23 protein-coding genes are annotated in these 20,347 nt (G+C 71.4%); 9 read left to right on the top strand and 14 right to left on the bottom strand.

The features are described 5' to 3' along the window. Positions 1-235 precede the first annotated feature (235 nt). Entirely contained in the window at positions 236-538 is a 303-nt protein-coding gene (locus OG747_RS27060) for a DUF397 domain-containing protein (protein WP_405881997.1), read from the bottom strand. Continuing rightward, positions 520-1,362 carry a helix-turn-helix domain-containing protein gene (locus OG747_RS27055; RefSeq protein ID WP_405881996.1) on the bottom strand — a complete coding sequence of 281 codons (843 nt, stop codon included), beginning with the start codon at positions 1,360-1,362 and terminating at the stop codon, positions 520-522. Before OG747_RS27055 ends, OG747_RS27060 begins: the two co-directional genes overlap by 19 nt. 188 nt (positions 1,363-1,550) lie before the next feature. Between OG747_RS27055 and OG747_RS27050 the strand changes: the two genes are divergently transcribed. From OG747_RS27050 to OG747_RS27040, 3 genes are read left to right on the top strand one after another with little or no spacing between them, the layout of a single operon-like run. After that, on the top strand, positions 1,551-1,700 hold the full coding sequence (locus OG747_RS27050) for a hypothetical protein (RefSeq protein ID WP_164405967.1): 150 nt from the start codon (positions 1,551-1,553) through the stop codon (positions 1,698-1,700). Next, the gene (locus OG747_RS27045) at positions 1,697-1,876 is read left to right on the top strand and encodes a hypothetical protein (RefSeq protein WP_405881995.1); all 180 of its coding nucleotides are present in this window, start codon (positions 1,697-1,699) and stop codon (positions 1,874-1,876) included. The genes OG747_RS27050 and OG747_RS27045 overlap by 4 nt, the downstream gene beginning before the upstream one ends. Further along, positions 1,873-2,046 (top strand): hypothetical protein, encoded by a 174-nt coding sequence (locus OG747_RS27040; protein WP_405881994.1) that lies wholly within the window; start codon positions 1,873-1,875, stop codon positions 2,044-2,046. Before OG747_RS27045 ends, OG747_RS27040 begins: the two co-directional genes overlap by 4 nt. Positions 2,047-2,176: 130 nt before the next feature. Here OG747_RS27040 and OG747_RS27035 read toward each other — a convergent pair whose 3' ends face one another. The 7 genes from OG747_RS27035 to OG747_RS27005 all read right to left on the bottom strand — a co-directional run bounded on the left by OG747_RS27035 (position 2,177) and on the right by OG747_RS27005 (position 8,605). Beyond that, complete coding sequence (locus tag OG747_RS27035) at positions 2,177-2,746, bottom strand: GNAT family N-acetyltransferase (RefSeq protein WP_405881993.1); 570 nt, start codon at positions 2,744-2,746, stop codon at positions 2,177-2,179. Positions 2,747-2,872: 126 nt separating this feature from the next. Continuing rightward, positions 2,873-4,129 (bottom strand): hypothetical protein, encoded by a 1,257-nt coding sequence (locus tag OG747_RS27030; protein WP_405885690.1) that lies wholly within the window; start codon positions 4,127-4,129, stop codon positions 2,873-2,875. Between the two features lie 62 nt (positions 4,130-4,191). Then, entirely contained in the window at positions 4,192-5,370 is a 1,179-nt protein-coding gene (locus OG747_RS27025; RefSeq protein ID WP_405885689.1) for a hypothetical protein, read from the bottom strand. Positions 5,371-5,426: 56 nt separating this feature from the next. After that, the gene (locus OG747_RS27020) at positions 5,427-6,374 is read right to left on the bottom strand and encodes a hypothetical protein (RefSeq protein WP_405881992.1); all 948 of its coding nucleotides are present in this window, start codon (positions 6,372-6,374) and stop codon (positions 5,427-5,429) included. 45 nt (positions 6,375-6,419) lie between these two features. Continuing rightward, positions 6,420-7,184, bottom strand: coding sequence for an LPXTG cell wall anchor domain-containing protein (locus OG747_RS27015; RefSeq protein ID WP_405881991.1), 765 nt, complete (start codon positions 7,182-7,184; stop codon positions 6,420-6,422). Between the two features lie 217 nt (positions 7,185-7,401). Then, complete coding sequence (locus OG747_RS27010) at positions 7,402-7,914, bottom strand: ATP-binding protein (protein WP_405881990.1); 513 nt, start codon at positions 7,912-7,914, stop codon at positions 7,402-7,404. Positions 7,915-8,236: 322 nt separating this feature from the next. Then, entirely contained in the window at positions 8,237-8,605 is a 369-nt protein-coding gene (locus tag OG747_RS27005; protein ID WP_405881989.1) for an STAS domain-containing protein, read from the bottom strand. A gap of 250 nt (positions 8,606-8,855) precedes the next feature. Here OG747_RS27005 and OG747_RS27000 point away from each other — a divergent pair, with 250 nt between their 5' ends. Then, positions 8,856-9,710 carry an RNA polymerase sigma factor SigF gene (locus OG747_RS27000; RefSeq protein WP_405885687.1) on the top strand — a complete coding sequence of 285 codons (855 nt, stop codon included), beginning with the start codon at positions 8,856-8,858 and terminating at the stop codon, positions 9,708-9,710. Between the two features lie 396 nt (positions 9,711-10,106). Here the strand turns inward: OG747_RS27000 and hutI are convergent, their stop codons facing one another. The 4 genes from hutI to hutU are packed head-to-tail and all read right to left on the bottom strand — an operon-like array spanning position 10,107 to position 15,599. After that, positions 10,107-11,294 (bottom strand): imidazolonepropionase, encoded by a 1,188-nt coding sequence (hutI, locus tag OG747_RS26995; protein ID WP_405881988.1) that lies wholly within the window; start codon positions 11,292-11,294, stop codon positions 10,107-10,109. A 35-nt stretch (positions 11,295-11,329) separates the two neighbouring features. Continuing rightward, on the bottom strand, positions 11,330-12,703 hold the full coding sequence (locus OG747_RS26990; RefSeq protein ID WP_405881987.1) for a formimidoylglutamate deiminase: 1,374 nt from the start codon (positions 12,701-12,703) through the stop codon (positions 11,330-11,332). After that, entirely contained in the window at positions 12,700-13,929 is a 1,230-nt protein-coding gene (locus tag OG747_RS26985) for an allantoate amidohydrolase (protein ID WP_405881986.1), read from the bottom strand. The genes OG747_RS26990 and OG747_RS26985 overlap by 4 nt, the downstream gene beginning before the upstream one ends. Continuing rightward, the gene (gene hutU, locus OG747_RS26980; RefSeq protein ID WP_405881985.1) at positions 13,926-15,599 is read right to left on the bottom strand and encodes a urocanate hydratase; all 1,674 of its coding nucleotides are present in this window, start codon (positions 15,597-15,599) and stop codon (positions 13,926-13,928) included. Before hutU ends, OG747_RS26985 begins: the two co-directional genes overlap by 4 nt. A 166-nt stretch (positions 15,600-15,765) precedes the next feature. Between hutU and OG747_RS26975 the strand changes: the two genes are divergently transcribed. From OG747_RS26975 to OG747_RS26955, 5 genes are all read left to right on the top strand, one after another. Beyond that, on the top strand, positions 15,766-17,235 hold the full coding sequence (locus OG747_RS26975) for a diaminopimelate decarboxylase (protein ID WP_405881984.1): 1,470 nt from the start codon (positions 15,766-15,768) through the stop codon (positions 17,233-17,235). A gap of 278 nt (positions 17,236-17,513) precedes the next feature. Then, positions 17,514-17,912, top strand: coding sequence for a hypothetical protein (locus tag OG747_RS26970; RefSeq protein WP_405885686.1), 399 nt, complete (start codon positions 17,514-17,516; stop codon positions 17,910-17,912). Positions 17,913-18,019: 107 nt separating this feature from the next. Beyond that, positions 18,020-18,751: a transcriptional regulator gene (locus tag OG747_RS26965; RefSeq protein WP_405885684.1), complete on the top strand. Its 732-nt coding sequence runs from the start codon at positions 18,020-18,022 to the stop codon at positions 18,749-18,751. A 38-nt stretch (positions 18,752-18,789) separates the two neighbouring features. Then, on the top strand, positions 18,790-19,305 hold the full coding sequence (locus OG747_RS26960; protein WP_405881983.1) for a roadblock/LC7 domain-containing protein: 516 nt from the start codon (positions 18,790-18,792) through the stop codon (positions 19,303-19,305). A gap of 67 nt (positions 19,306-19,372) precedes the next feature. Next, positions 19,373-19,747 carry a hypothetical protein gene (locus OG747_RS26955; RefSeq protein ID WP_405881982.1) on the top strand — a complete coding sequence of 125 codons (375 nt, stop codon included), beginning with the start codon at positions 19,373-19,375 and terminating at the stop codon, positions 19,745-19,747. A gap of 26 nt (positions 19,748-19,773) precedes the next feature. On the opposite strand, the gene OG747_RS26950 is transcribed toward OG747_RS26955, so the two are convergent. Next, positions 19,774-20,343 (bottom strand): hypothetical protein, encoded by a 570-nt coding sequence (locus OG747_RS26950; RefSeq protein ID WP_405885682.1) that lies wholly within the window; start codon positions 20,341-20,343, stop codon positions 19,774-19,776. Positions 20,344-20,347 lie beyond the last annotated feature (4 nt).

Raw genomic sequence — 20,347 nt, 5'->3', positions numbered from 1 at the left:
GACGGGTAGTCGGCCGCGGGAATGTGACACTCGGCGCCCAAGTGTCACATTCTCCGGGCCATACACCGTGGCCCCTGGGGCACCGGCCAGACCGCCCACCACGCCGACAGGGAAGCCGACGGAACGCAGGGCCCGAGCCGCCGCACAGGAATGGCGCGCCGCGATCGCCGCCGGGCGGCTGGGAGAGCGCCGCTGATCCCGTCCGGCCGGCCCTGAACCGCGCCCGCCGCGTGGATCAGGCGGTGGGCAGCTCGTCACGTCGTACGGCGGTGACGAAGGACGCCCAGGCGGTGGCGGGGAGTATGAGAGCGGCCCCGTGGGGGTTCTTGGAGTCACGGACGGGGACGAGGGGGGTGGCGGGGGTCGGGAGGTTGTCGGCGACTTCGAGGCACTGGCCGCCGTCCGAATTGCTGTAACTGCTCTTGCGCCAGGCTGCGGCAGCCAGGAAGTCGTCGGAGACCTCGACGCACTCGCCGCCGTCCGAATTGCTGTAGCTGCTCTTGCGCCACGTCACGGCCGTCAGGTCGATGGATCGCACGGTGCTTCCTCCAGCATCTGCCCGATGAACTTCCGCGACTCAGCCGGGGACAATGCCAGGTCGCGCAGCGAATCGTATGCGAGCTGCAGCCGCCCAACCGAGCTTGATTCCTCGATGAGTTCACCCCGGTGAGCGGTCTCCGTGTAGGCCACGGTACGCCCGTTCGGCATCCGCAGGAACATCACGTCGGTGCTGTCCAGGCTGCACGGCCCAGCGCTGAACGGCAGTACCTGGACGGTGATGTTCGGACGCTCGGCGGCCTCCAGCAGGTACTCCAGTTGCTCGCGCCATGCCTCGGTGTCCCGCAGCGCCATGCGCAGCACCGCCTCATACAGGATGGTTCGGAAGCTCGGTCCCCCGTCTCTGGTCAGCAACTCGGTGCGGCCGAGCCGCGCTTCAACCTGCTGGACCAGTTCCTCTCCCCGGATGTCCCCCGCCACGAGCACCTCGGTCGCGTACCCCCTGGTCTGGAGCATGCCTGGGACCCTCGTGACCCCGAAGTGCCACAAGCTCCCCGCTTCCGCCTCAAGCAGCATGTACCTGCGGTACTGCTCCTTGAACTGCGTCGGGTCGCCCACCGCCAGCTCCCACAACGCCAGCAACAACCCCGGCGTCCCGTAATGCCGGTCCAGCGCCTGGGCCACCTCAGGGCTCCCCAGGGTGTGCCCGGTCTCCAGCTTCCCGAGCGTCGACCAGTCCCAGCCCAGTTGCTCCGCGAGCTGACGCAGGCTGGCGCCGCTCTGCTCACGTAACTCCCTCACCTCCTCGGCGAATCGCCTGCGCGGCTCCTGGCTGCGGCTCGTCACCGTCCGTCTCTGCGGCATCCCGTCCTCCCCCTCCGGCGGCTGTGGAATTTGTGGAATTTGGAGTGCCCGGTGTGGAACCAGCGCGCTTCCACGGCATTTCCGCCCTGCTCACACGGCATGCTCGTACTGCCTGAACACGCACCGTAATCCACCGGGTGCGCTCCGCACAGGCATGTCCGCGACCACGCAACCAAGGAGTGAGCCCCATGACCACCACGACCCTCCCCCGACTCCCCCGCCGCACCCGTACCCACAGCACCACCTCATCCCCCTGGACCCCGCCCGGCGGCTGGGCGCGTCCGACCCCCGCGGCTCTGCGGGCGATCGAGGCGGCGCTCGCGCAGTGGTCGGCATGACGGCGCGTACGGCGGTGGCGGCGCCGACACCCCCGTACGGCGGCGGCTGCGACGTGTGCGCGGCGCTGCTGGCCCAGCGGACGGCCGCGAAGGAAGCGGGCCGCACGGGCGAAGTCGCCGAATGCGACCGGGAGTTGCGGGCGCACGGCAGACACGCGGAGGGGTGTATGCCGTGATCGGGCCGACGGACGACGTGAGCCGTCCGCCCGTTCCCGTCGACGGCTGCGAGGCCTGCCGGGAGCTCGCCGCACGGCGCCACGCGGCGCGGGCGGTGTTCGACCACAGCGCGGTGAGCGACGCGAACGTACGGATGCGCGCGCATCTGCGGTCCGCGCACGGCACGTGAACACATGAACACGTGAGGGGGTGCTGTCGGACCCCGCTCACAGACGCCTTCTGGAGCGGGATCCTCACACTTGGAGGTCGTCTCGATTGGTGCTGAAGGAACAGGAGCTGAGACCTGTCGGTCCAGATGTTCAGGGAGCGGGAGTGCCGTTAATAGGCGGTGAAGGGCGGTTCAGGCGCCAGACCACGTCGATGCCGCTGCCTGAGGGAGCTGCGGGTGGTGTTGCCTGCTCACGCCGGACTTCGGTGAACCCCAACCGGCGCGGAATGGCGCCACTGGATGTGTTGGCCAGGTCGTGCGCGATTTCCAGGTACTCCACGTCCGGCAGGGCAAACATCTCGGCAACCATGGCCGCCGTCGCTCTCGTGGCGATGCCCTGGCCGATGGCGGCAGGGTGCAGCCAGTACCCCAACCTCCATCCCTGAGGTTCGGCCCCGCGGTAGGTCTGGCACATGCCGATGAGCGTGCCGTCTTTGGTGATGGCGTAGTTGTACACGTCGCCGCTTGCCCACTTTGACTCGGACTTCGCGAGAAAGTCTCGGGTGTTCTTCTCGCTGTGACAGGCGACCCACGGCTCCCAGGGGCGCAGGTGGTCCAGAGACTCCTCGATCAACTTGAACGCCGGAGCGAAGTCGCCCTGTCCCCGCCAGCGTCGCAGGGCGAAGTCTCCGCACTCGATGATCTGACTCGGTCGCTCCATGACAGCCATGGTTGTTTCGCGGAACGGGTCATTGCAACGGGATATGAGGAACCGGCGGCCCCGTCTGCCTGGCAAGACGGCGATAGCAGATCAAAGCGGCGGCGATGCCGACGAAAGCCAGCACACTCAGCGCACGCGGCGGTGCGGCAGGAAGGTGAAGATCGCCCCGCCGAGCAGGATGACCGTCCCCGCGACCAGGCCGAGGGCCTTGAGCGCGCCGTGGCTGTCGGAGCCGGTTGCCGCCAGGCCGCCGCTGGACGACGTACCGCTGCCCGACGTACCACCCGAGGAGTCGCCGCCCGAGGCACCGCCCGCCTGCTGGGTGGTGTCCAGGGTCAGGGAGACCTCCGACGTGGTCGGGGTGCAGGTCGTCGTCGTACCGAGGGCCTTCACCGTCAGCACGCCCGGGGACAAGGTCGACTGACCGCTCGCACCCGGCTTGTACGTGCCCGTGAGGTCCGGGACCTCGATCGGGTCGCCCGATTTGATCGCCTGGGCGTTGGTCGGGCCCTCGACATGCACCGTTCCCTTGTCCGCGCCGCCCAACGCCACCTCCATCGACGGCTTGACCGAGTCGGCGGGGATGTCCACCGGGCTGTCCATCACGGACTTCTTGAACTGGACCGTGAGGTCGTAACTCCCGCCGTCCTTCTTGGCGTTGATCTGGACGGGGGACGTGGCGCTCTTGTCGCCGATGGGCGTCTTGCAGGCGTAAGGGACGGAGACTTCCTTGCCGGTGAAGTCCGTTTGCCCGCTCGCGCTCGCGCTTGCCGAAGCCGAGTCGGTGGGCTGCGTGGAGGGCGTCGTCGACGGTGTTGTGGAGGGGGTCGTCGACGGTGTCGTCGAAGGGGTCGTGGACGGTGTTGTGGACGGTGTTGTCGAGGATGCCGTCACCTCGATCGTCGCCGCCGGCTGCACCGTCTCCATCGGCGCGCACTTCGTGTCCGTCGAGAAGGCGTTGATGGTGTACGCGTCCGGTGTCAGCGTCACCTCACCGGGTGCCGTCAGCTTCAGCGTGCCCTTCATGTCGGAGAGCACCATGGCCCCGCCCTTGGGGATGGCCGGGTTCTCGCGCGGTCCCTGCATCGCGAGGTCGGCGGTCTGCGCACCGGCCGCCTTGAGGGTGCCGCTCGGCTGGACCGAGTTGGCCGGGAGGTCGATGAGGTCGGGGTTCTTCGAGGCGGCCTGCGTGAACTTCCAAACCACCTCGATCTCATCGCCCACGGTCGCCGTCGCGGGCGCGGTGATCTCCACCTTGGTGGTGCCCTCTACGGGGTCCAGTCCGGAGGCGGCGGGCGGGACGCACTTGGTCGCGTACGACACCTCGGCGGCCTGGGCGGGGCCCGCCGCCACGCCCACCAGGATGCCCGCGCCGCCGAGCAGCAGCGCGACCCCGGCCGCGCTCACTCTCCCTTGGGCTCTTGCTCGCGCTCTCCCTCGCACTCTCACGTTGATCCCTTCGTCGTAGGACTGTTCTCTTGCGGTGCGGAGAGCTGACCGTTCGCCGAGGTCCCCGGATGGTTGTCCGGTGTGAACCACGGCAGGGTCGGGGGAAGGGTCGGGGTCGGGGTCGTAGTGGTCTCAGCCGTCACCGGCGTGCCCGGCGACGCGCCGACCCCGGGCATACGGGACGGGCTCAGCCTGGGCATGCGGAGGGTGCGATCGGGCAGCCGCAGGCTGCCGTGGCGGCCCGCCCGACCCGCCGACCGGCCCGCCCGACCCGGCGATCGGCGCGGCCGCACCCGATCCACCATCGCCATGCCGACCCGGAACACCGCCGCCGGTACGACCACCGCGAGCAGGATCCAGAACAGAGTCACGCCCCAGGGGCGGCCCACGCCCCACGGCTGTTCGGCGAGCACCTTGCCGCCGTACTGGAGGGAGACGGTGTAGTCGCCGTGCGCCCCGGCCGCGAGTTCGACCGGGAGTTTGATCAGCGCTTTCTTCCCGGGGGCGATCGTGCCGCGCCACTGCTGTTCCTCCCACTGCGGGGCGAACACCCCGTGGGAGGTGCCGATCCGGAAGACGGGGTCCTTGACGGCGGCGGTGCCGAGGTTGCCGACGGTGAAGACGAGTTGGCGGGCGGGGGGCGCGCCGAACCAGGTCAGCAGGCCACTGGATCCGTCGAGGCGGGTGTCGGTGAGTACCGAGAGCCGCCCGCCGCCCGTCTCCTTCGGCAGCGGTTCGACCGAGTGGCCCGCGACCATGAAGATCGCGTCCGCCGCCGCCTTCTCCCCCATGACCGTGGCCACGTGCACCACGCACGGGCACGGCTTGGGCGGCTCGGCGACCGGCAGCTTCTTGCTGAAGGTGCCCTTGGCGTCGGTGGTGACGGCGCGGCCGTCGGCGTTGGCGCAGGAGTTGGTGCCGCCGATCACGCCCCGGGACGGCACGGACTGTCCGCAGATCAGCATCATCAGCAGCGTCTTCGGCCGCCATCCGCTGCCGCTCACGGTGATCGAACCGCCCGTTCCCGCCTGGGACGTGGACAGTTTCACGCTAGGTGTCCCGGCGGCGGAGGCGGTGGTCGCGGCGTACGCGGTGGACGCGGTGGACGCGGTGGACGCCCCCGCGAGGGGGGCAAAGACCAGCGCGACCACCGCCACCAGCCCCGCCGCCCGCATCCTGACGGTCGCGGCACCGCTCACCGCACCGCTCACGGCACCCCTCACCACACCGTTCACGACACCGCTCCCGTCCACTCGACTTCCGTACGCGGCTGTCCGCCCGCCTCGCCCCGCGCCGCACGACGACGCCTGGAACGCCGTACGGCCCACAGGGCACCCACCGCCGCGAGCCCGCCCCCGGCCGCGCCCGCCACCGCGCCCCACGGCACGAACCGCACCGACGTGGACGCCGTGGCGTGCGCCCCGTCCGCCGCGGTCACCGTCAGCCGTACGTGGACCGAGTCCAGCGCCGGGGGGTCGCGCCAGGGCTCGGTGAGGGTGACGCGGCGGCCGGGCAGGAGTTCGACGGGCAGGGTGCGCGGGGCGCGGTCCAGGGCCCGGCCGAGGACGCCGTCGGCGCGTACCGCGAGCTTCGGGGTCAGCACGGTGTTGCCGCGGTTGACCAGCTCGTACGAGATGCGCCCGGCGTGGACGGTGACGTGCTCGACCGTGAGCGCGGACAGCGTCGGCCCGGCGAGCCGGAGGTGGAGCCGGACCGCCGAGGAGCGGCCGTCGGCGTCCGCGACGATCGCGCCGGGGTGGTCGCCGGGGGTCGCGCCCGCCGGGATGTTCACGGTGAACGGCACGTCGGCACGGGTGCGCGCGGGGACGCGCAGGGAGAGCGTGCGCACCGGCAGCCGCCGCCCGTCGGCCACCCGCGCGAAGCCGATCCACGCGCCGGTGTCCGTCGCCGCCCGCCGTACGGTGAAGCCGCCGCCCGCGGTGTTGTCGGCGTCCGCGCCGCGCAGCCGGACCGTCAGCGGCCGCGCGCCCGGGTTGAGCACGGACACGCTGTCCTGCAGGACCGTGCCGGGCGCGCCCTCCGCGTAGACGTACGGCCGCCCGTCCGCCGCGCTCGCGGACGGCACGAGGGACCAGCCGTCGTCGGCCACGGCCACCGGTGCGGCGGCGGCCGACAGCAGCGCGGCGACGGCACAGCAGAGGACGGGGGCGGACGGCATCGGCGGCTCCTGCTGGTCGTACGGTCGTACGGGGTCGCAGCGCCCTCAGCGGCGGGTCGTCTGGTGCCTGCGGGTCAGCCACAGCGTGCCCGCCGCGCCCGCGAGCAGCACCGTGCCGCCGAGCGTGCCGAGGGCGATCGCCGAGTCGGCGGGGCCGGTCTGCGGGAGCTGGCCACCGGAGTCCGAGCCGGTCTGGGACCCGCTCGAACCACTGCTCGAACCACCGCTCGACCCACTTGACCCACTTGACCCGCTCGATCCGCTCGATCCGCTCGATCCCGAACCGCCGCCCGCGGCCGTGACGTCGAGGGTCAGCGACGGCCCGGGGTTGTTCGTGGGCGTGCACGTGGTCGTCGTGCCGAGCGCCTTGATGGTGAGCACGCCCGCGGTGAAGGTGACCTTGCCGGTCTTCTTCGGCGTGTACGTGCCCGACAAGTCACTGATTTTGATGGGGGTGTTGGCGGGGATCGCGGCCGCGTTGGCCGGTCCGCTCACGGCCACCGTGCCGCTGTCCGCGCCGCCCACCTTGATCACGGCGCTCGGGGCCATCGCACCCTTGCCCAGTTCCACCGGGCTGGAGGAGACGCCCTCCTGCCAGGACATGGTGAGCTTGTAGCCGCTGCCACTCTTGACGCTCTTGATGTCGATGGGCGAGACGGCGCTCTTGTCGCCGATCGGCGTCTTGCACTGGTAGTTGACGTTCACCACGGCGGCCTGGGCGGCGGGGGCTGCCATCAGCACCGCCGAGCCGGCCAGGGCCGCGGCGAACGCGAGCGCGGCGGTTCGTTTCTGGTACGTCCGGTACGACACCTCGGGGCCTCATTCCTGACGGAACATCAGATCGGCCGTCAAGGTACGCCCGGGGTCCTGTGGAAGGAAGACAAAGTGCGCGCCGGATCCGAGGAGATCCGGCGCGCATTAAGTGACGTACGAAGTGGCGCACCGAGTGACGTACCCAGTGGCGCACGAAGAAGGGTTCGAACCGCGGGTAACCCAAGGTGGGAGTTGCCCGCGGAATGGGGTGGGGCTACGCGGGTGCCCCCAGCTCCGCCCACACGGTCTTGCCCGCGACCCCCGGAGTCCGTACGACCCCCCAGTCCAGGCACAGTCGCTGCACGATGAACATCCCGTGGCCGCCGGGGCGCCCGGCGCGGTGCGGGGTGCGCGGGGTGGGCTGGCCCGCGCCGCGGTCGGCGACCTCGACGCGCAGCACCTTGTTGTCGCAGGCGATCCGGAGTTCCTCGGGGCCCTCGGCATGCAGGCAGGCGTTGGTGACGAGCTCGGAGACGACCAGCAGGACGTCCTCGGCGGCGGCCCGCTGGTCGGCGCTCGCGGCGGGCAGCCAGCCCCACGCGTGCAGTGCCTGGCGGGCGAAGTCGCGGGCGAGCGGCACGACGGCGCTCTCGCCGTCGAAGCTCAGCCTGCGGGCCTGCCGCCCCCCGGACGGGACGGCCGGGCCGTCTTCGGGCGCCCCGGAAGCGCCGCTGTCGCCCGCCTCCGGGCCGCGGTCGCCCGGCGAGTAAGGCCGGGTGGTGCTCATCAGCGCTTCACCTCACCGATTCACCAGTTTCACGATTCAAGACTCAGCACGATTCAAGACTCAGTACGTGCGGATCGAACTTGCGGATCAACGGCGCTCGCGCCGTGTTCATTCTCTGACTCCCGGCCCACGCGCTGCCGACGTGTTCAGGATGTCTCCTGCCCGACCGAACCGTCCGAACACCCACTTATTCGACACGGAACACGTGACGGGAGTAACGCGCCGATCACACGGAGACAACGGAGACGGCGGAAGTGACGGATTTGACGGAGACGACCGAGGCAGGCATCACCCTGGCGCGAGAGAGCCGGTCGGCCCAGACCTAGTCGGCCAGGGCCGCATCGAGCGTCTCGTGGACGGCGAAGACGGCCTCCGCCCCGGTGATCTCGAAGACCCGGGCCACCACCGGCAGCATCCCCGCCAGATGGACTCCGCCGCCCGCGGCCTCGGCCTTCAGCCGGGCGCCGAGCAGCACGTTCAGCCCTGTGGAGTCACAGAACTCCAGCCGCGAACAGTCGACGACGAGCCGGACATACCCCTTTTCGAGGCAGTCCGCGAGTGGCTCACGCAACAATTCGGCCGTGTGGTGATCCAACTCACCCGCGGGGGTCACGACGGCGCTTGAGCCCTCTTCCCGCACCTCGACAAGAAGCCGGCCCGACTGTGCGCTGCCGACCGTCCCGCGGTCCATGCCGTCTCTCTCCCGAGCGTCGCGACTGCTGCTTTTCGCACTCGAACACTACGCCTTCCCCGCGACCTCCGACAGCCGAACAACCGCCCGAAAATGGACATTTCATAATGAAACGCACTTGCGAGGGGTGTGCGAAAGCGGGTAGGGCTAGTAGAGACAGCTATTCGACACGGCCGGCTTCGGAGGCGCCGCACACCGCAGTGCACGTACTGGCATCGGCGGCCATATGCCGAGAACGATGGAGGACACCATGTCACCCCGGCTCGACGCATCGCAGACCCGGACGGCGACGTCGACACCCTCTCTGGACCTCCCGGAGATCCCCCCTTACCAAGAGGTGGGGCCGGTGGACGCACGGGCCCTGTCCAAGACGCTCTTCGAGCGGCTGGAGTCCCTCGAAGAGGGCACCCACGACTACTCGTACGTCCGCAACACACTGGTCGAACTCAACCTCGCGCTGGTGAAGTTCGCCGCCTCCCGCTTCCGCTCCCGCAGCGAGCCGATGGAGGACATCATCCAGGTCGGCACGATCGGCCTGATCAAGGCGATCGACCGCTTCGAGCTGAGCCGCGGCGTCGAGTTCCCCACCTTCGCGATGCCGACCATCATCGGCGAGATCAAGCGTTTCTTCCGCGACACCTCCTGGTCCGTGCGCGTACCGCGCAGACTGCAGGAACTCCGCCTCGACCTGGCCAAGGCGGGCGACGAACTCGCCCAGCGGCTCGACCGGGCCCCCACGGTGGGCGAGTTGGCGGAGCACCTGGGCATCGGCAAGGACGAGGTCGTCGAGGGCATGGCCGCCTCGAACGCCTACACGGCCAGTTCGCTGGACGCCCAGCCCGAGGAGGACGACTCCGAGGGCGCGCTCGCGGACCGCATCGGCTACGAGGACCACGAGCTCGAGGGCATCGAGTACGTGGAGTCCCTCAAGCCCCTGATCGCCGAACTACCGCCGCGCGACCGCCAGATCCTCTCGCTGCGCTTCGTCGCCAACATGACGCAGTCCGAGATCGGCGACGAACTCGGGATCTCGCAGATGCATGTGTCGCGGCTGCTGTCGCGGACGCTGGTGCGCCTGCGCAAGGGATTGACCGTCGAGGAGTGACTGTCCCCACCCTCCGGACTGAGTGACTGCCCCCGTCCTCTCCGGCTGAGTGACTGTCCTCACCCTCTCCGCCCTCTCCACGCTCTCCGCCCTCCCCGACCTCTCCGCCCTCCCCGAGCTCCCCGAGCTCTCCGACTGAAAGCGGTCCGGCCGACAGTGCCGGACCGCTTCGTTTTCCGGCCGTCCGCCTCGGTTTCCGGAGGGCTCGTCGGCTTACCCGCAGAAACCGGACTGCGGGCCGCCTTCGCCTCTGCCTGGACAGCCGCGGCTCCGTGGCCAACGGCGTCGGGATCTGGGACTGCGGCTCGGTCGACGGTGACCGCGGTCACGCCGAACGGCGGGGACGGCCTGTCGCTCCAGCCGCTGAACGGAAGCGGGTGCCTCGTAACCCCGACGTCAGACCTCGCGTACGCCGCGCCGCCAGACGCCGGTGACCAGCGGAACGCCCGGCCGGTAGGCGAGGTGGACGTGGCTGGGCGCGTCCAGGAGGGCCAGGTCGGCGCGGGCGCCGACGGTGAGGCGGCCGATGTCCTCGCGGCGCAGGGCCGCCGCGCCGCCCGCCGTGGCCGACCACACCGCCTCGTCCGGGGTCATCCCCATGTCCCGTACCGCCAGCGCGACGCAGAACGGCACGGAGGAGGTGAAGGACGAGCCCGGATTGCAGTCGGTGGAGAGGGCGACGGTCACGCCCGCGTCCAGGAGGCGGCGGGCGTCGGGCCACTCGGCGCGCGTCGAGAACTCGGCGCCGGGCAGCAGGGTCGCGACCGTCCGGCCGTTCGCCAGGGCGTCGACGTCCGCGTCCGTGAGGTGGGTGCAGTGGTCGGCGCTCGCCGCGTCGAGTTCGACGGCGAGCTGGACGCCGGGGCCGTAGGAGAGCTGGTTGGCGTGGATACGCGGGTGCAGGCCCTTCGCCTTGCCGGCCGTGAGGATCGCGCGGGCCTGGTCGCCGTCGAAGGCGCCCTTCTCGCAGAACACGTCGATCCAACGGGCGTACGGGGCGCAGGCGTCGAGCATCTCGCCGGTCACCAGCGCCACGTACGCGGCCGGGTCGTCGGCGTAGTCGGGCGAGACGATGTGCGCGCCGAGGTAGGTGACCTCGTCGGTGTGCGCCGCCGCGATGCGCAGCGCACGGGCCTCGTCCTCGACGGTGAGGCCGTAGCCCGACTTGGTCTCGAAGGTGGTGGTGCCCTGGCGGAGGGCCTCGCGGAGGTAGCGCGTGAGGTTGCGCTCCAGGTCCTCGTCGCCGGCGGCGCGGGTGGCGGCGACGGTGGTGCGGATGCCGCCGGCCGTGTAGCCGCGGCCCGACATGCGGGCGTTGAACTCCTGGGTGCGGTCGCCCGCGAAGACGAGGTGCGAGTGGGAGTCCACGAAGCCCGGAATCACAGCCCGGCCACCGGCGTCGACCCGATTGTCAGTGGCGGGTGCTTTTCTTGAATCACCGGTCCACGCGATGCGGTCGCCGTCGATGACGACGGCCGCGTCCTGGATCAGACCGAGGGGGGATCTGTCACCGAGGGAGGGGTCGTTGGTGACCAGCGTGGCGATGTTCGTGATGACGGTGGTCGTGCCGGTGGTGCTGCTCATGGCGTCCTCGCGGGGGCGGAGTTCGGCGGTCGTCTCTAGGCGCGCAGGGCTTCCACTGCCTGCGCGAGGGCCTGCGGCACATCGGGAACAAGGGCGTGCGCTCCGTCTCGTACGACGTGCCGACCGCCCACGACGGTGTGGCGTACGTCGGCCGCCGTCGCCGCGAATACGGCCGTCTCGGCGCCGAGGCGCGGCACCGGTCCCGCTGTTCTGACCGAGTCGAGGGCGATCGTCGTGAAGTCGGCGAGCGCGCCCGCTTCGAGGACGCCCGCGTCCTGCCAGCCGAGGGCCGCGTGGCCGTCCACGGAGGCGGCGCGCAGGAGGGCGGCCGCCGTCCAGTGACCGCGGGTGCGGGTGCGCAGGCGCTCGTTCAGCTCCATCGCGCGGGCCTCTTCGAGCAGGTCGATGACGGCGTGGCTGTCGGAGCCGAGGGAGAGCGGCGAGCCCGCTTTCTGCAGGGCGACCGCGGGGCCGATGCCGTCCGCCAGGTCCCGTTCCGTCGTCGGGCACATACAGGTGCCCGTCCCGGAGCCGCCGATCAGCGCGATGTCCTCGTCCGTGAGGTGCGTGTTGTGGACACCGGTCGTGCGCGGGCCGAGGACGCCGTGGTCGGCGAGCAGCCGGGTGGGCGTGCGGCCGTGGGCCTCCTGGCAGGCGTCGTTCTCCGCCGTCTGCTCCGACAGATGCACATGGAGCGGGGCCCGCCGCTCCTCGGCCCAGCGCGCGACCGTCGCCAGCTGTCCGGCGGGCACGGCCCGTACGGAGTGGATGGCCGCACCGATCCGTGCGTGATCACGGTCCTTGAGAAGTGAAGAGCGTTCCGCCCAGGCCTCCGCGCTGCCGTCGGAGAAGCGGAGTTGGTGGTGGTTGGGCGGCTGCCCTCTGTGCTCGTTCAAGAGGCCGGAGGACACATACGCGGTGTCGAGGAGGGTGATCCGGATGCCGGCCTCGCCCGCGGCCGCGATGAGCGCCTCGCCCATCGCGTTCGGGTCGGCGTACGGGATACCGCCTGGCGCGTGGTGCACGTAGTGGAACTCGCCGACGGCCGTGACGCCCGCGAGCGCCATCTCGGCGTACACGGCGCGGGCGAGTGCGTGATAGGTCTCCGGGGTCAGCTTGTCCGCGAAGGAGTACATGATCTCGCGCCAGGTCCAGAAGGTGCCGGAGCCGACCTGGACGGTGCCGCGCAGGGCGCGGTGGAAGGCGTGCGAGTGGGCGTTGGCGAGCCCGGGGAGGGTGAGTCCGCGGAGGATCTCGGCGCCGGGGGGCGGGGTGTCGAGGCCCGTGCGGACGGCGGTGACGCGGCCGTCCGCCCCCGCGGCGGAGCCGCTCATGGACACGGTCAGGGCGACGCCCGGCTCGACGTGGGTGTCGAGCCAGGCGTGCTCCAGCCAGTACGTCTGCGTCACCTGCAGGCCAGCCCTTCGAGTACGTCGGCGAGTGCGGTCACCCCGGCCACGCAGTCGTCCTCGGCGGCGTACTCGGCCGGGGAGTGCGAGACACCCGTGGGGTTGCGTACGAACAGCATGGCGGTCGGGACGGTCCCGGAGAGGATTCCGGCGTCGTGTCCGGCACCCGTGCCCAGCACGGGGACCGTGAGTGCCGCGTCCCCTTCCCCGTCCTTGCCGAGGATACGGGCGAGCTCGTCGCGCAGGGCGTGCTCGAACTCGACGACGGGGGTGAACGACTCGCGGACGACGTCGAGTTCGACGCCCTGGGCTTCCGCGTACTGGCGGGCCGCCTTCTCGATGCCGGTGACGACCGTGTCGAGGGTCGTCTGGTCGGCGGCGCGGGAGTCGAGCCAGCCGCGCACGAGGGAGGGGATGGCGTTGACGCCGTTCGGCTCGACGGCGATCTTGCCGAAGGTGGCGACGGCGCCCACGATCCGGGCCTCGCGGCGGGCGGCGAGGACCGTCTCGGCGTACGACAGCATCGGGTCGCGGCGGTCCACGAGCCGGGTGGTGCCCGCGTGGTTGGCCTCGCCCCGGAAGTCGAAGCGCCAGCGGCCGTGCGGCCAGATGGCGCTGGCGATGCCGACCTGGTCGCCGCTCAGGTCGAGGGCACGGCCCTGTTCCACGTGCAGTTCGACGAAGGCGCCGATGCGTGAGAGGCGCTCGGGGTCCGGCCCGATGGTGTCCGGGTCGTATCCGGCGCGCTCCATGGCCTGCGGGAGCGTGATGCCGTCGGCGTCGGTGAGCCGGTGCGCCTGCTCGACGGTGAGCTGTCCGGCGGCCAGCCGGGAGCCGACGCAGGCGAGCCCGAAGCGGGCGCCCTCCTCGTCACCGAAGTTGACGATGGCGAGGGGGCGAGTGAGTTCGGCGTGCCGGGCGCGCAGTTCGTCGAGGGCGGCGAAGGAGGACACGACGCCGAGGGGCCCGTCAAAAGCCCCACCGTCGGGCACGGAGTCCAGGTGCGAGCCGGTGACCACGGCATCGCCCTCGGCGGGGTCGCCGAGCCAGGCCCACTGGTTGCCGTTCCGGTCCAGCTCGTAGCGCAGCCCGCGCGACTCGGCCTGCGCCCGGAACCAGGCCCGGCAGTCGGTGTCGGCCCCGGTCCAGGCGAACCGGCGGTAGCCGCCCGAGGCGGAGTTGTGGCCGATCGGCAGCAACTCCGCCCACATGCTGTGGAAGGTCACGCGGCGCCACCCTCGCGACCTTCGCGCATCGGGATGCGCACGCCGCGCTCCTCGGCAACGGTCTCGGCGATGTCGTACCCGGCGTCGACGTGGCGGATGACGCCCATGCCGGGGTCGTTGGTGAGCACGCGGCGGATCTTCTCACCGGCGAGCTTGGTGCCGTCGGCGACGGACACCTGACCGGCGTGGATGGAGCGGCCCATGCCGACGCCGCCGCCGTGGTGGATGGAGACCCAGGAGGCGCCGGAGGCGACGTTCACCATGGCGTTCAGCAGCGGCCAGTCGGCGATCGCGTCGGAGCCGTCGAGCATGGCCTCGGTCTCGCGGTAGGGGGAGGCGACGGAGCCGCAGTCGAGGTGGTCGCGGCCGATGGCCAGGGGCGCGGCGAGCTCGCCGGACGCCACCATGTCGTTGAAGCGCTCACCGGCCTTGTCGCGCTCGCCGTAGCCGAGCCAGCAGATACGGGCGGGCAGGCCCTGGAAGTGGACGCGCTCGCCGGCCAGCTTGATCCAGCGGTGCAGGGACTCGTTTTCCGGGAAGAGGTCGAGGATCGCCTTGTCGGTCTTGGCGATGTCCTGCGGGTCGCCGGAAAGGGCCGCCCAGCGGAAGGGGCCCTTGCCCTCGGAGAAGAGGGGGCGGATGTAGGCGGGGACGAAGCCGGGGAAGGCGAACGCCCGCTCGTACCCGGCGAGCTGGGCCTCGCCGCGGATCGAGTTGCCGTAGTCGAAGACCTCGGCACCGGCGTCCATGAAGCCGACCATGGCCTCCACGTGCTTGGCCATGGACTCACGGGCGCGGGTGGTGAAGCCCGCCGGGTCCTTGGTGGCCGCGTCGGCCATGTCGTCGAAGTCGACGCCGATGGGGAGGTAGGCCAGCGGGTCGTGGGCCGAGGTCTGGTCGGTCACGATGTCGATGGGGGCGCTCTCGGCGAGCATGCGGGGCAGCAGCTCGGCGGCGTTGCCCAGCAGGCCGATGGAGAGCGGCTTGCGCTGGTCGCGGGCCTCGACGGCGAGCTGGAGGGCGTGCTCCAGGGAGTCGGCCTTCACGTCCAGGTAGCGGTGCTCGATGCGGCGCTCGATGGCGCGCGGGTCGACGTCGATACAGATCGCGACGCCGTCGTTCATCGTCACGGCGAGCGGCTGGGCGCCGCCCATGCCACCGAGACCGGCGGTCAGGGTGATGGTGCCCGCGAGCGTGCCGTTGAACTTCTTGGCGGCGACAGCGGCGAAGGTCTCATAGGTGCCCTGGAGGATGCCCTGGGTGCCGATGTAGATCCAGGAGCCGGCCGTCATCTGGCCGTACATGGTGAGGCCGAGGGCCTCCAGACGGCGGAACTCCTCCCAGTTCGCCCAGTCGCCGACCAGGTTGGAGTTGGCGATGAGGACGCGCGGGGCCCACTCATGGGTCTGCATGACGCCGACGGGGCGGCCGGACTGGACGAGCATCGTCTCGTCCTGCTTCAGGGTCCGCAGCGTGCGGACCATGGCGTCGAAGGAGCGCCAGTCGCGGGCGGCCTTGCCGGTGCCGCCGTAGACGACGAGCTTGTCGGGGTGCTCGGCGACCTCGGGGTCGAGGTTGTTCTGCAGCATCCGCAGGGCGGCTTCCTGCTGCCATCCCAGGGCACTCAGTTCCGTACCGCGCGGCGCTCGGACGGGGCGGGGTCCTGACATGGTCTGCCTCCTATGCGGACTGTTCCAGCTGATGATGCGGCTGATGGTGCGGCTGATGTTCCAGCGGACTGTTGCAATAGATATTCACATCCTGACTTCTTGAATAGAGCTAGTCAATAGATGCGTGGGCCAGCGCGGGCGCGGCGCGGATGTTTCGCTGGGACGTATGGGCGCAGACATGGACAGGACGGGGAATCCAGTGGGCGACGGAGTGACAGGAACTGTGGTGTCTTCGACGGGCGGGGGCGGCGACCCCGACCCCCATGGCGCCTCACGGCGCGACCGGGCCGTCCGGGCCGCCGTGGAGCTGGGGCTGCTGGGGCCGGAGGCCCCCATCATCGCCCTGCTCGACGTTCCCGGCATCAGGGCCTCGGCGGCGGAGCTGCGGGCCGCCTTCGACGCCGTGACGGCGCCGGGCACGCCCGTGCTGCACGCCTTCGCGGTGAAGGCGACCCCGCTGGTGCCCGTGCTGCGGCTGCTGCACGAGCAGGGCATCGGCGCGGAGGTGGCGAGCCCGGGCGAGCTCGCCCTCGCACGCGCGGCCGGAGTACCCCCGGCGCACACCGTGCTCGACTCGCCCGCGAAGACCCCCGCCGAGCTTCGCGAGGCGCTGACGCTGGGGATCGCCGTCAACGTGGACAACCCGCAGGAGCTGGACCGCATCGACGCGACGGTGCGGTCGGCGGCCACTCGCTCCCCCCTCGGAATCCGGGTGAACCCACAGGTCGGCGCCGGTTCCATCGAGGCGTTGTCCACGGCGACGGCGACGTCGAAGTTCGGGGTGGCACTGTGCGACGAGGGCGCGCGGGAGTGGATCGTCCAGGCGTACGCCGACCGCCCCTGGCTGACCCGGCTGCACGCGCACACCGGGTCGCAGGGCATCCCGCTCTCACTGATGGCGCGCGGCATCGGGGAGACGTACGCCCTCGCCGAGGAGATCAACCGGCGCGTCGGGCGACAGCAGATCGACACGCTCGACATCGGCGGCGGACTGCCGGTCAACTTCGGCTCGGACGTCACGACCCCGACGTACACGCAGTACGCACGGCTGCTCGCCGAGACCGTGCCGGGACTGTTCGACGGTCGGTATGGGCTGGTCACCGAGTTCGGGCGGTCGCTGCTGGCCAAGCACGGGACCGTGGTCGCGCGGGTCGAGTACGCGAAGTCCGCCGGGGGCCGGCCCGTCGCGATCACACACGCCGGGGTGCAGATCGCGACCCGCACGGTCTACGCGCCCGGGTCCTGGCCGCTGCGGATCACCGCGTACGACGCGAAGGGCCGCCCCAAGACGGGACCGGACGTCGTCCAGGACATCGCGGGGCCCGCCTGTTTCGCGGGCGATCTGCTCGCCGAGGGGCGCGCGCTGCCGCTGCTCGAACAGGGTGACTACGCGGCGGCGCTGGACACGGGCGCGTACTACTTCGCGCACCACTACGCGTACAACTCCCTGGCGCGTCCCGGCATTTACGGCTTCGCGACGGTCGAGGGCAGGGACGACGGCGGGGACGAGGGCGGGGGCGGGGACGACGGCGGGAGCACGGGCGTGCGGTTCGCGGTCGTACGGGAGCCGCAGAGCCTCGACGAGATCGTCGCGGAGTCGGGCGGGGCACAGCCGGCGGCACTTACAGGGCTGTAGCCCACCCGGCACCCGGCACCCGGCACCCGGCGAAAGGACACGGCGCTCGCGGGATCGCCGCACACCCTGGCGGGCCTGCGAGCGCCCTCTCGCGCGCCTTCGCAACGCCCTCACCAGCCCCCACACCGGCCCCACCAGCCAGAAAATATGGTCAGCTGACCCACCTTAGTCATCGCGGGCATGTTCCACAGGAAAATGCCAGATCCCTCATCCGTCGCGCACACGTTGCGTAACTTCGTCGTCACTCGGCCGAACCCTTTGGCGGGAGGGGATACGTGGTGCCCGGAATCGACGAGTGCCTACTGGAAGCCATGCGACTGCCCGGTGCCCGGGGCGCCGCGGTGGTCGACTGGACCAGCGGACTGGCCCTGGGCACCGTCGGGGACGCACCGGGCGGTGACCACGAGACGACCGCGGCCGAGGCCGCCGAGCTCGCCCGGCTCGCCGCCGAGCACAAGGCGTTCGCCCCGGCCGACGGCTCCGACTGGTCGGAGCAGGAGACCCCGGTCGAGGACCTGATCGTCAGCAACCGCGACAGCTACCACCTGCTGCGGTTCGTCAGGACCACCTTCGACAGCAGCGTCTTCCTGCATCTGTGGCTGGACCGCGCGGACGGCAACCTCGCGCTGGCCCGGATCCGGCTCGGCGAGATGGCCGGACGGCTGGTGCTGGGATGACGCAGGTCAGAACGCCTCCCGCGCTCGAACTCCCGGTGCGCGACAAGGACCGCGACAAGGACCGCGACCAGGACAAGGCGGCGGGCCCCGGCGGCGGTCTCTCTCCCATGCTCAGCCGGCTCGCCGCCGAGCGGGCCACCGGTGTGCTGGTGCGCGAGCGCGGGGTGCTCTACCTCTGCGACGGGCAGGTCGTGCACGCCGAGAGCCCCGCCACCCCCTCGCTCGACGTGCTGCTCACCGCGCGCGGAGTGCTGACCGCCGAGGCCTGGCGGGAGGCGGTCGCCGAGGCCGGGGCACGGCGGCAGGTGGGACGGTTCCTGGTCGAGCGCGGCCGGATCGCCGAGGGCGCGCTGGAACTGTGCCACCTCGGAGCGTTGTACGACGCGGCGTACTTCGTGCTGGGGCCGAGCAGCACCCCGGCCCGGTTCCGGTACGGGGCCGCGCACTGGCTCGGCCCCGTACGCCCGGTGTCCGTGGCCGCGCTGGAGCGCGAGACGCTGCGCCGCCGCGAGCTGCTGCACCGGGTCTGGCCCGACGCGGCGACGGACACCGCGCCGCTGGCGCGTTCCAGGCGCGCGGCCGAGCCGTCGGTTCCGCTGCGCCAGTGGTCCGTGCTCGGCCGGGTGGACGGCCTGCGGACGGCGTCGGACATCTCGCTCGCCCTCGGGCGGCCCGCGTTCCACACCCTGGTCGACGTCCGCCGGCTGGCCGCGGCCGGGGCCGTCACGGCGGCGAAAGCGCCGGAGCGTGCGCCGCTGCCCCGGGTGCTCACCCAGCCCTCCGCCGATCCCGACGTCGCGTTGTTGCGCCGGCTCCGAGACGCGTTGGAGGCCCTGTGATCCGCGCGCTGCGACAGCGTGCCGAGAGGAGACTGCTGATGGCGGCGGAACCCGAAGTCCTCGACGAGCTGCACCGGTTGAGGGCCCGCGTGCCCCAACTGACCGGTGCGCTGGCGGCCAGCGTCGACGGCCTCGTGCTCGCCCACGACACGCCGGGAGTGGAGCCCGAGGGCGTGGCCGCGCTCACCGCCGCCGCGCTCGGGGTCGCCATGCGCATGGCGGACGCCACCGGGCAGGGCGAGTTCCGCGAACTGCTGGTGCGCGGCGTCGACGGCTATGTGGCGACCTACGCGGCGGGCGCCACCGCCGTGCTGACGCTGCTGGCCCAGGACCGGGTCAACGTCGGGCGGCTGCATCTGGAGGGGCGCCGCTCCAGCACCCGGATCGGCGAGCTCGTGGAGGCCGCGACGGCGCGCGGCGAGCCGGTCACCCCGGCGCGCGCTCCCACGCGGGCGGCCTCCCTGCCGACGCGCACGCGTACGGCGCGCGGCACACCCCGTACGCCCTCGACCCCCGCCCCCACCCCCAACACCCCCACCACATCAGAGAGCTGACCGAAGAGTCGGACCGAAGGGTCGGACCGGAAAGTCGGACCGGAAAGTCGAAAGGGAAAACCACACCATGAGCAACACCGAAACCGCGCTGAAAGAAGCGCTGGCCTCCATCGAGGGTGCGACCGGAGCCGCTCTCGTCGACTACACCAGCGGTATGGCGCTGGGCACGATCGGCGGCAGCAAGGGCTTCGACCTCACCGTCGCGGCGGCCGGCAACACCGACGTCGTACGCGCCAAACTCCGCACCATGGAACACCTGGGGCTGAAGGGCGAGATCGAGGACATCCTGATCACGTTGTCCGACCAGTACCACCTGATCCGGCTGATCAAGGGACGCGGCGGCAACGGGCTCTTCCTGTATGTGGTGCTGGACTCCAAGCGGTCCAACCTGGCGATGGCCAGGCACCAGTTGAAGAGGATCGAGGCGGACCTCGAGGTGTAGCGACCCCCAGTCGCCACGGCCTCGGGTCAGCGGCGTCGCGCTCCGCCGGGCGCGGCGTCGCCGGCCGCCACTCCGGTGGCCCGGCAGGCCTTGACCGGCTTGCCCGCGGGGGCACCGGCGCGCCGGTCGAGCCAGTCGACGCGTACCCAGATCAGCGACTCCTCGGCGCGTTCGCGGCGCCCGAGCCAGCCGGCCTTGAGCCACAGCCCGACGCCCGCGCCGGCCAGCAGCATGCCACCGGCGGCGGGCACCGCGAACGAACTGCCCAGCGCGGCCACGAAGGCGAGCAGCAACCACCGGCGGTGGCCCCGGCGCCAGTTGCGTACCGTCACGGCCCGGTCCTGGAGCACATCGTGCTTGCTCGCGCGGGCGGCCGAGCGGACCAGCGCGGCGTACCGCTTGCGGCGGGTGCACGCCACGACGGCGGCGGCGAGGATGAACAGCGCGGCCCCGGCCATGACCCCGATCCGGCGTCCGGTCAGCCCCGGCAGCAGCACCCCGATACCGGCCGCGAACACCCCGAACCACCACAGTGGTGCGGCCCCGGCCCTCACGACGACGGCCACCCGAGCCAGCCCCTGCCCTCCGCGCGCCACGATC

Origin of the sequence: Streptomyces sp. NBC_01384, assembly GCF_045040035.1 — a bacterium.
Lineage (GTDB): Bacteria > Actinomycetota > Actinomycetes > Streptomycetales > Streptomycetaceae > Streptomyces.
This window is presented reverse-complemented; position numbering and strand designations above follow the sequence as displayed.

What these genes read in the sequence shown, in the direction of transcription:
- OG747_RS27035 (WP_405881993.1), bottom strand. Translation starts at nt 2,746, where the DNA reads ATGGAGCGACCGAGTCAGATCATCGAGTGCGGAGACTTCGCCCTGCGA.
- hutU (WP_405881985.1), bottom strand. Translation starts at nt 15,599, where the DNA reads ATGTCAGGACCCCGCCCCGTCCGAGCGCCGCGCGGTACGGAACTGAGT.
- OG747_RS26955 (WP_405881982.1), top strand. Translation starts at nt 19,373, where the DNA reads ATGAGCAACACCGAAACCGCGCTGAAAGAAGCGCTGGCCTCCATCGAG.
- OG747_RS26965 (WP_405885684.1), top strand. Translation starts at nt 18,020, where the DNA reads ATGCTCAGCCGGCTCGCCGCCGAGCGGGCCACCGGTGTGCTGGTGCGC.
- OG747_RS27020 (WP_405881992.1), bottom strand. Translation starts at nt 6,374, where the DNA reads ATGCCGTCCGCCCCCGTCCTCTGCTGTGCCGTCGCCGCGCTGCTGTCG.
- hutI (WP_405881988.1), bottom strand. Translation starts at nt 11,294, where the DNA reads ATGAGCAGCACCACCGGCACGACCACCGTCATCACGAACATCGCCACG.
- OG747_RS26975 (WP_405881984.1), top strand. Translation starts at nt 15,766, where the DNA reads ATGGGCGCAGACATGGACAGGACGGGGAATCCAGTGGGCGACGGAGTG.
- OG747_RS27025 (WP_405885689.1), bottom strand. Translation starts at nt 5,370, where the DNA reads ATGCGGGCGGCGGGGCTGGTGGCGGTGGTCGCGCTGGTCTTTGCCCCC.
- OG747_RS26960 (WP_405881983.1), top strand. Translation starts at nt 18,790, where the DNA reads ATGGCGGCGGAACCCGAAGTCCTCGACGAGCTGCACCGGTTGAGGGCC.
- OG747_RS27055 (WP_405881996.1), bottom strand. Translation starts at nt 1,362, where the DNA reads ATGCCGCAGAGACGGACGGTGACGAGCCGCAGCCAGGAGCCGCGCAGG.
- OG747_RS27000 (WP_405885687.1), top strand. Translation starts at nt 8,856, where the DNA reads ATGTCACCCCGGCTCGACGCATCGCAGACCCGGACGGCGACGTCGACA.
- OG747_RS27010 (WP_405881990.1), bottom strand. Translation starts at nt 7,914, where the DNA reads ATGAGCACCACCCGGCCTTACTCGCCGGGCGACCGCGGCCCGGAGGCG.
- OG747_RS27045 (WP_405881995.1), top strand. Translation starts at nt 1,697, where the DNA reads ATGACGGCGCGTACGGCGGTGGCGGCGCCGACACCCCCGTACGGCGGC.
- OG747_RS27005 (WP_405881989.1), bottom strand. Translation starts at nt 8,605, where the DNA reads ATGGACCGCGGGACGGTCGGCAGCGCACAGTCGGGCCGGCTTCTTGTC.
- OG747_RS27050 (WP_164405967.1), top strand. Translation starts at nt 1,551, where the DNA reads ATGACCACCACGACCCTCCCCCGACTCCCCCGCCGCACCCGTACCCAC.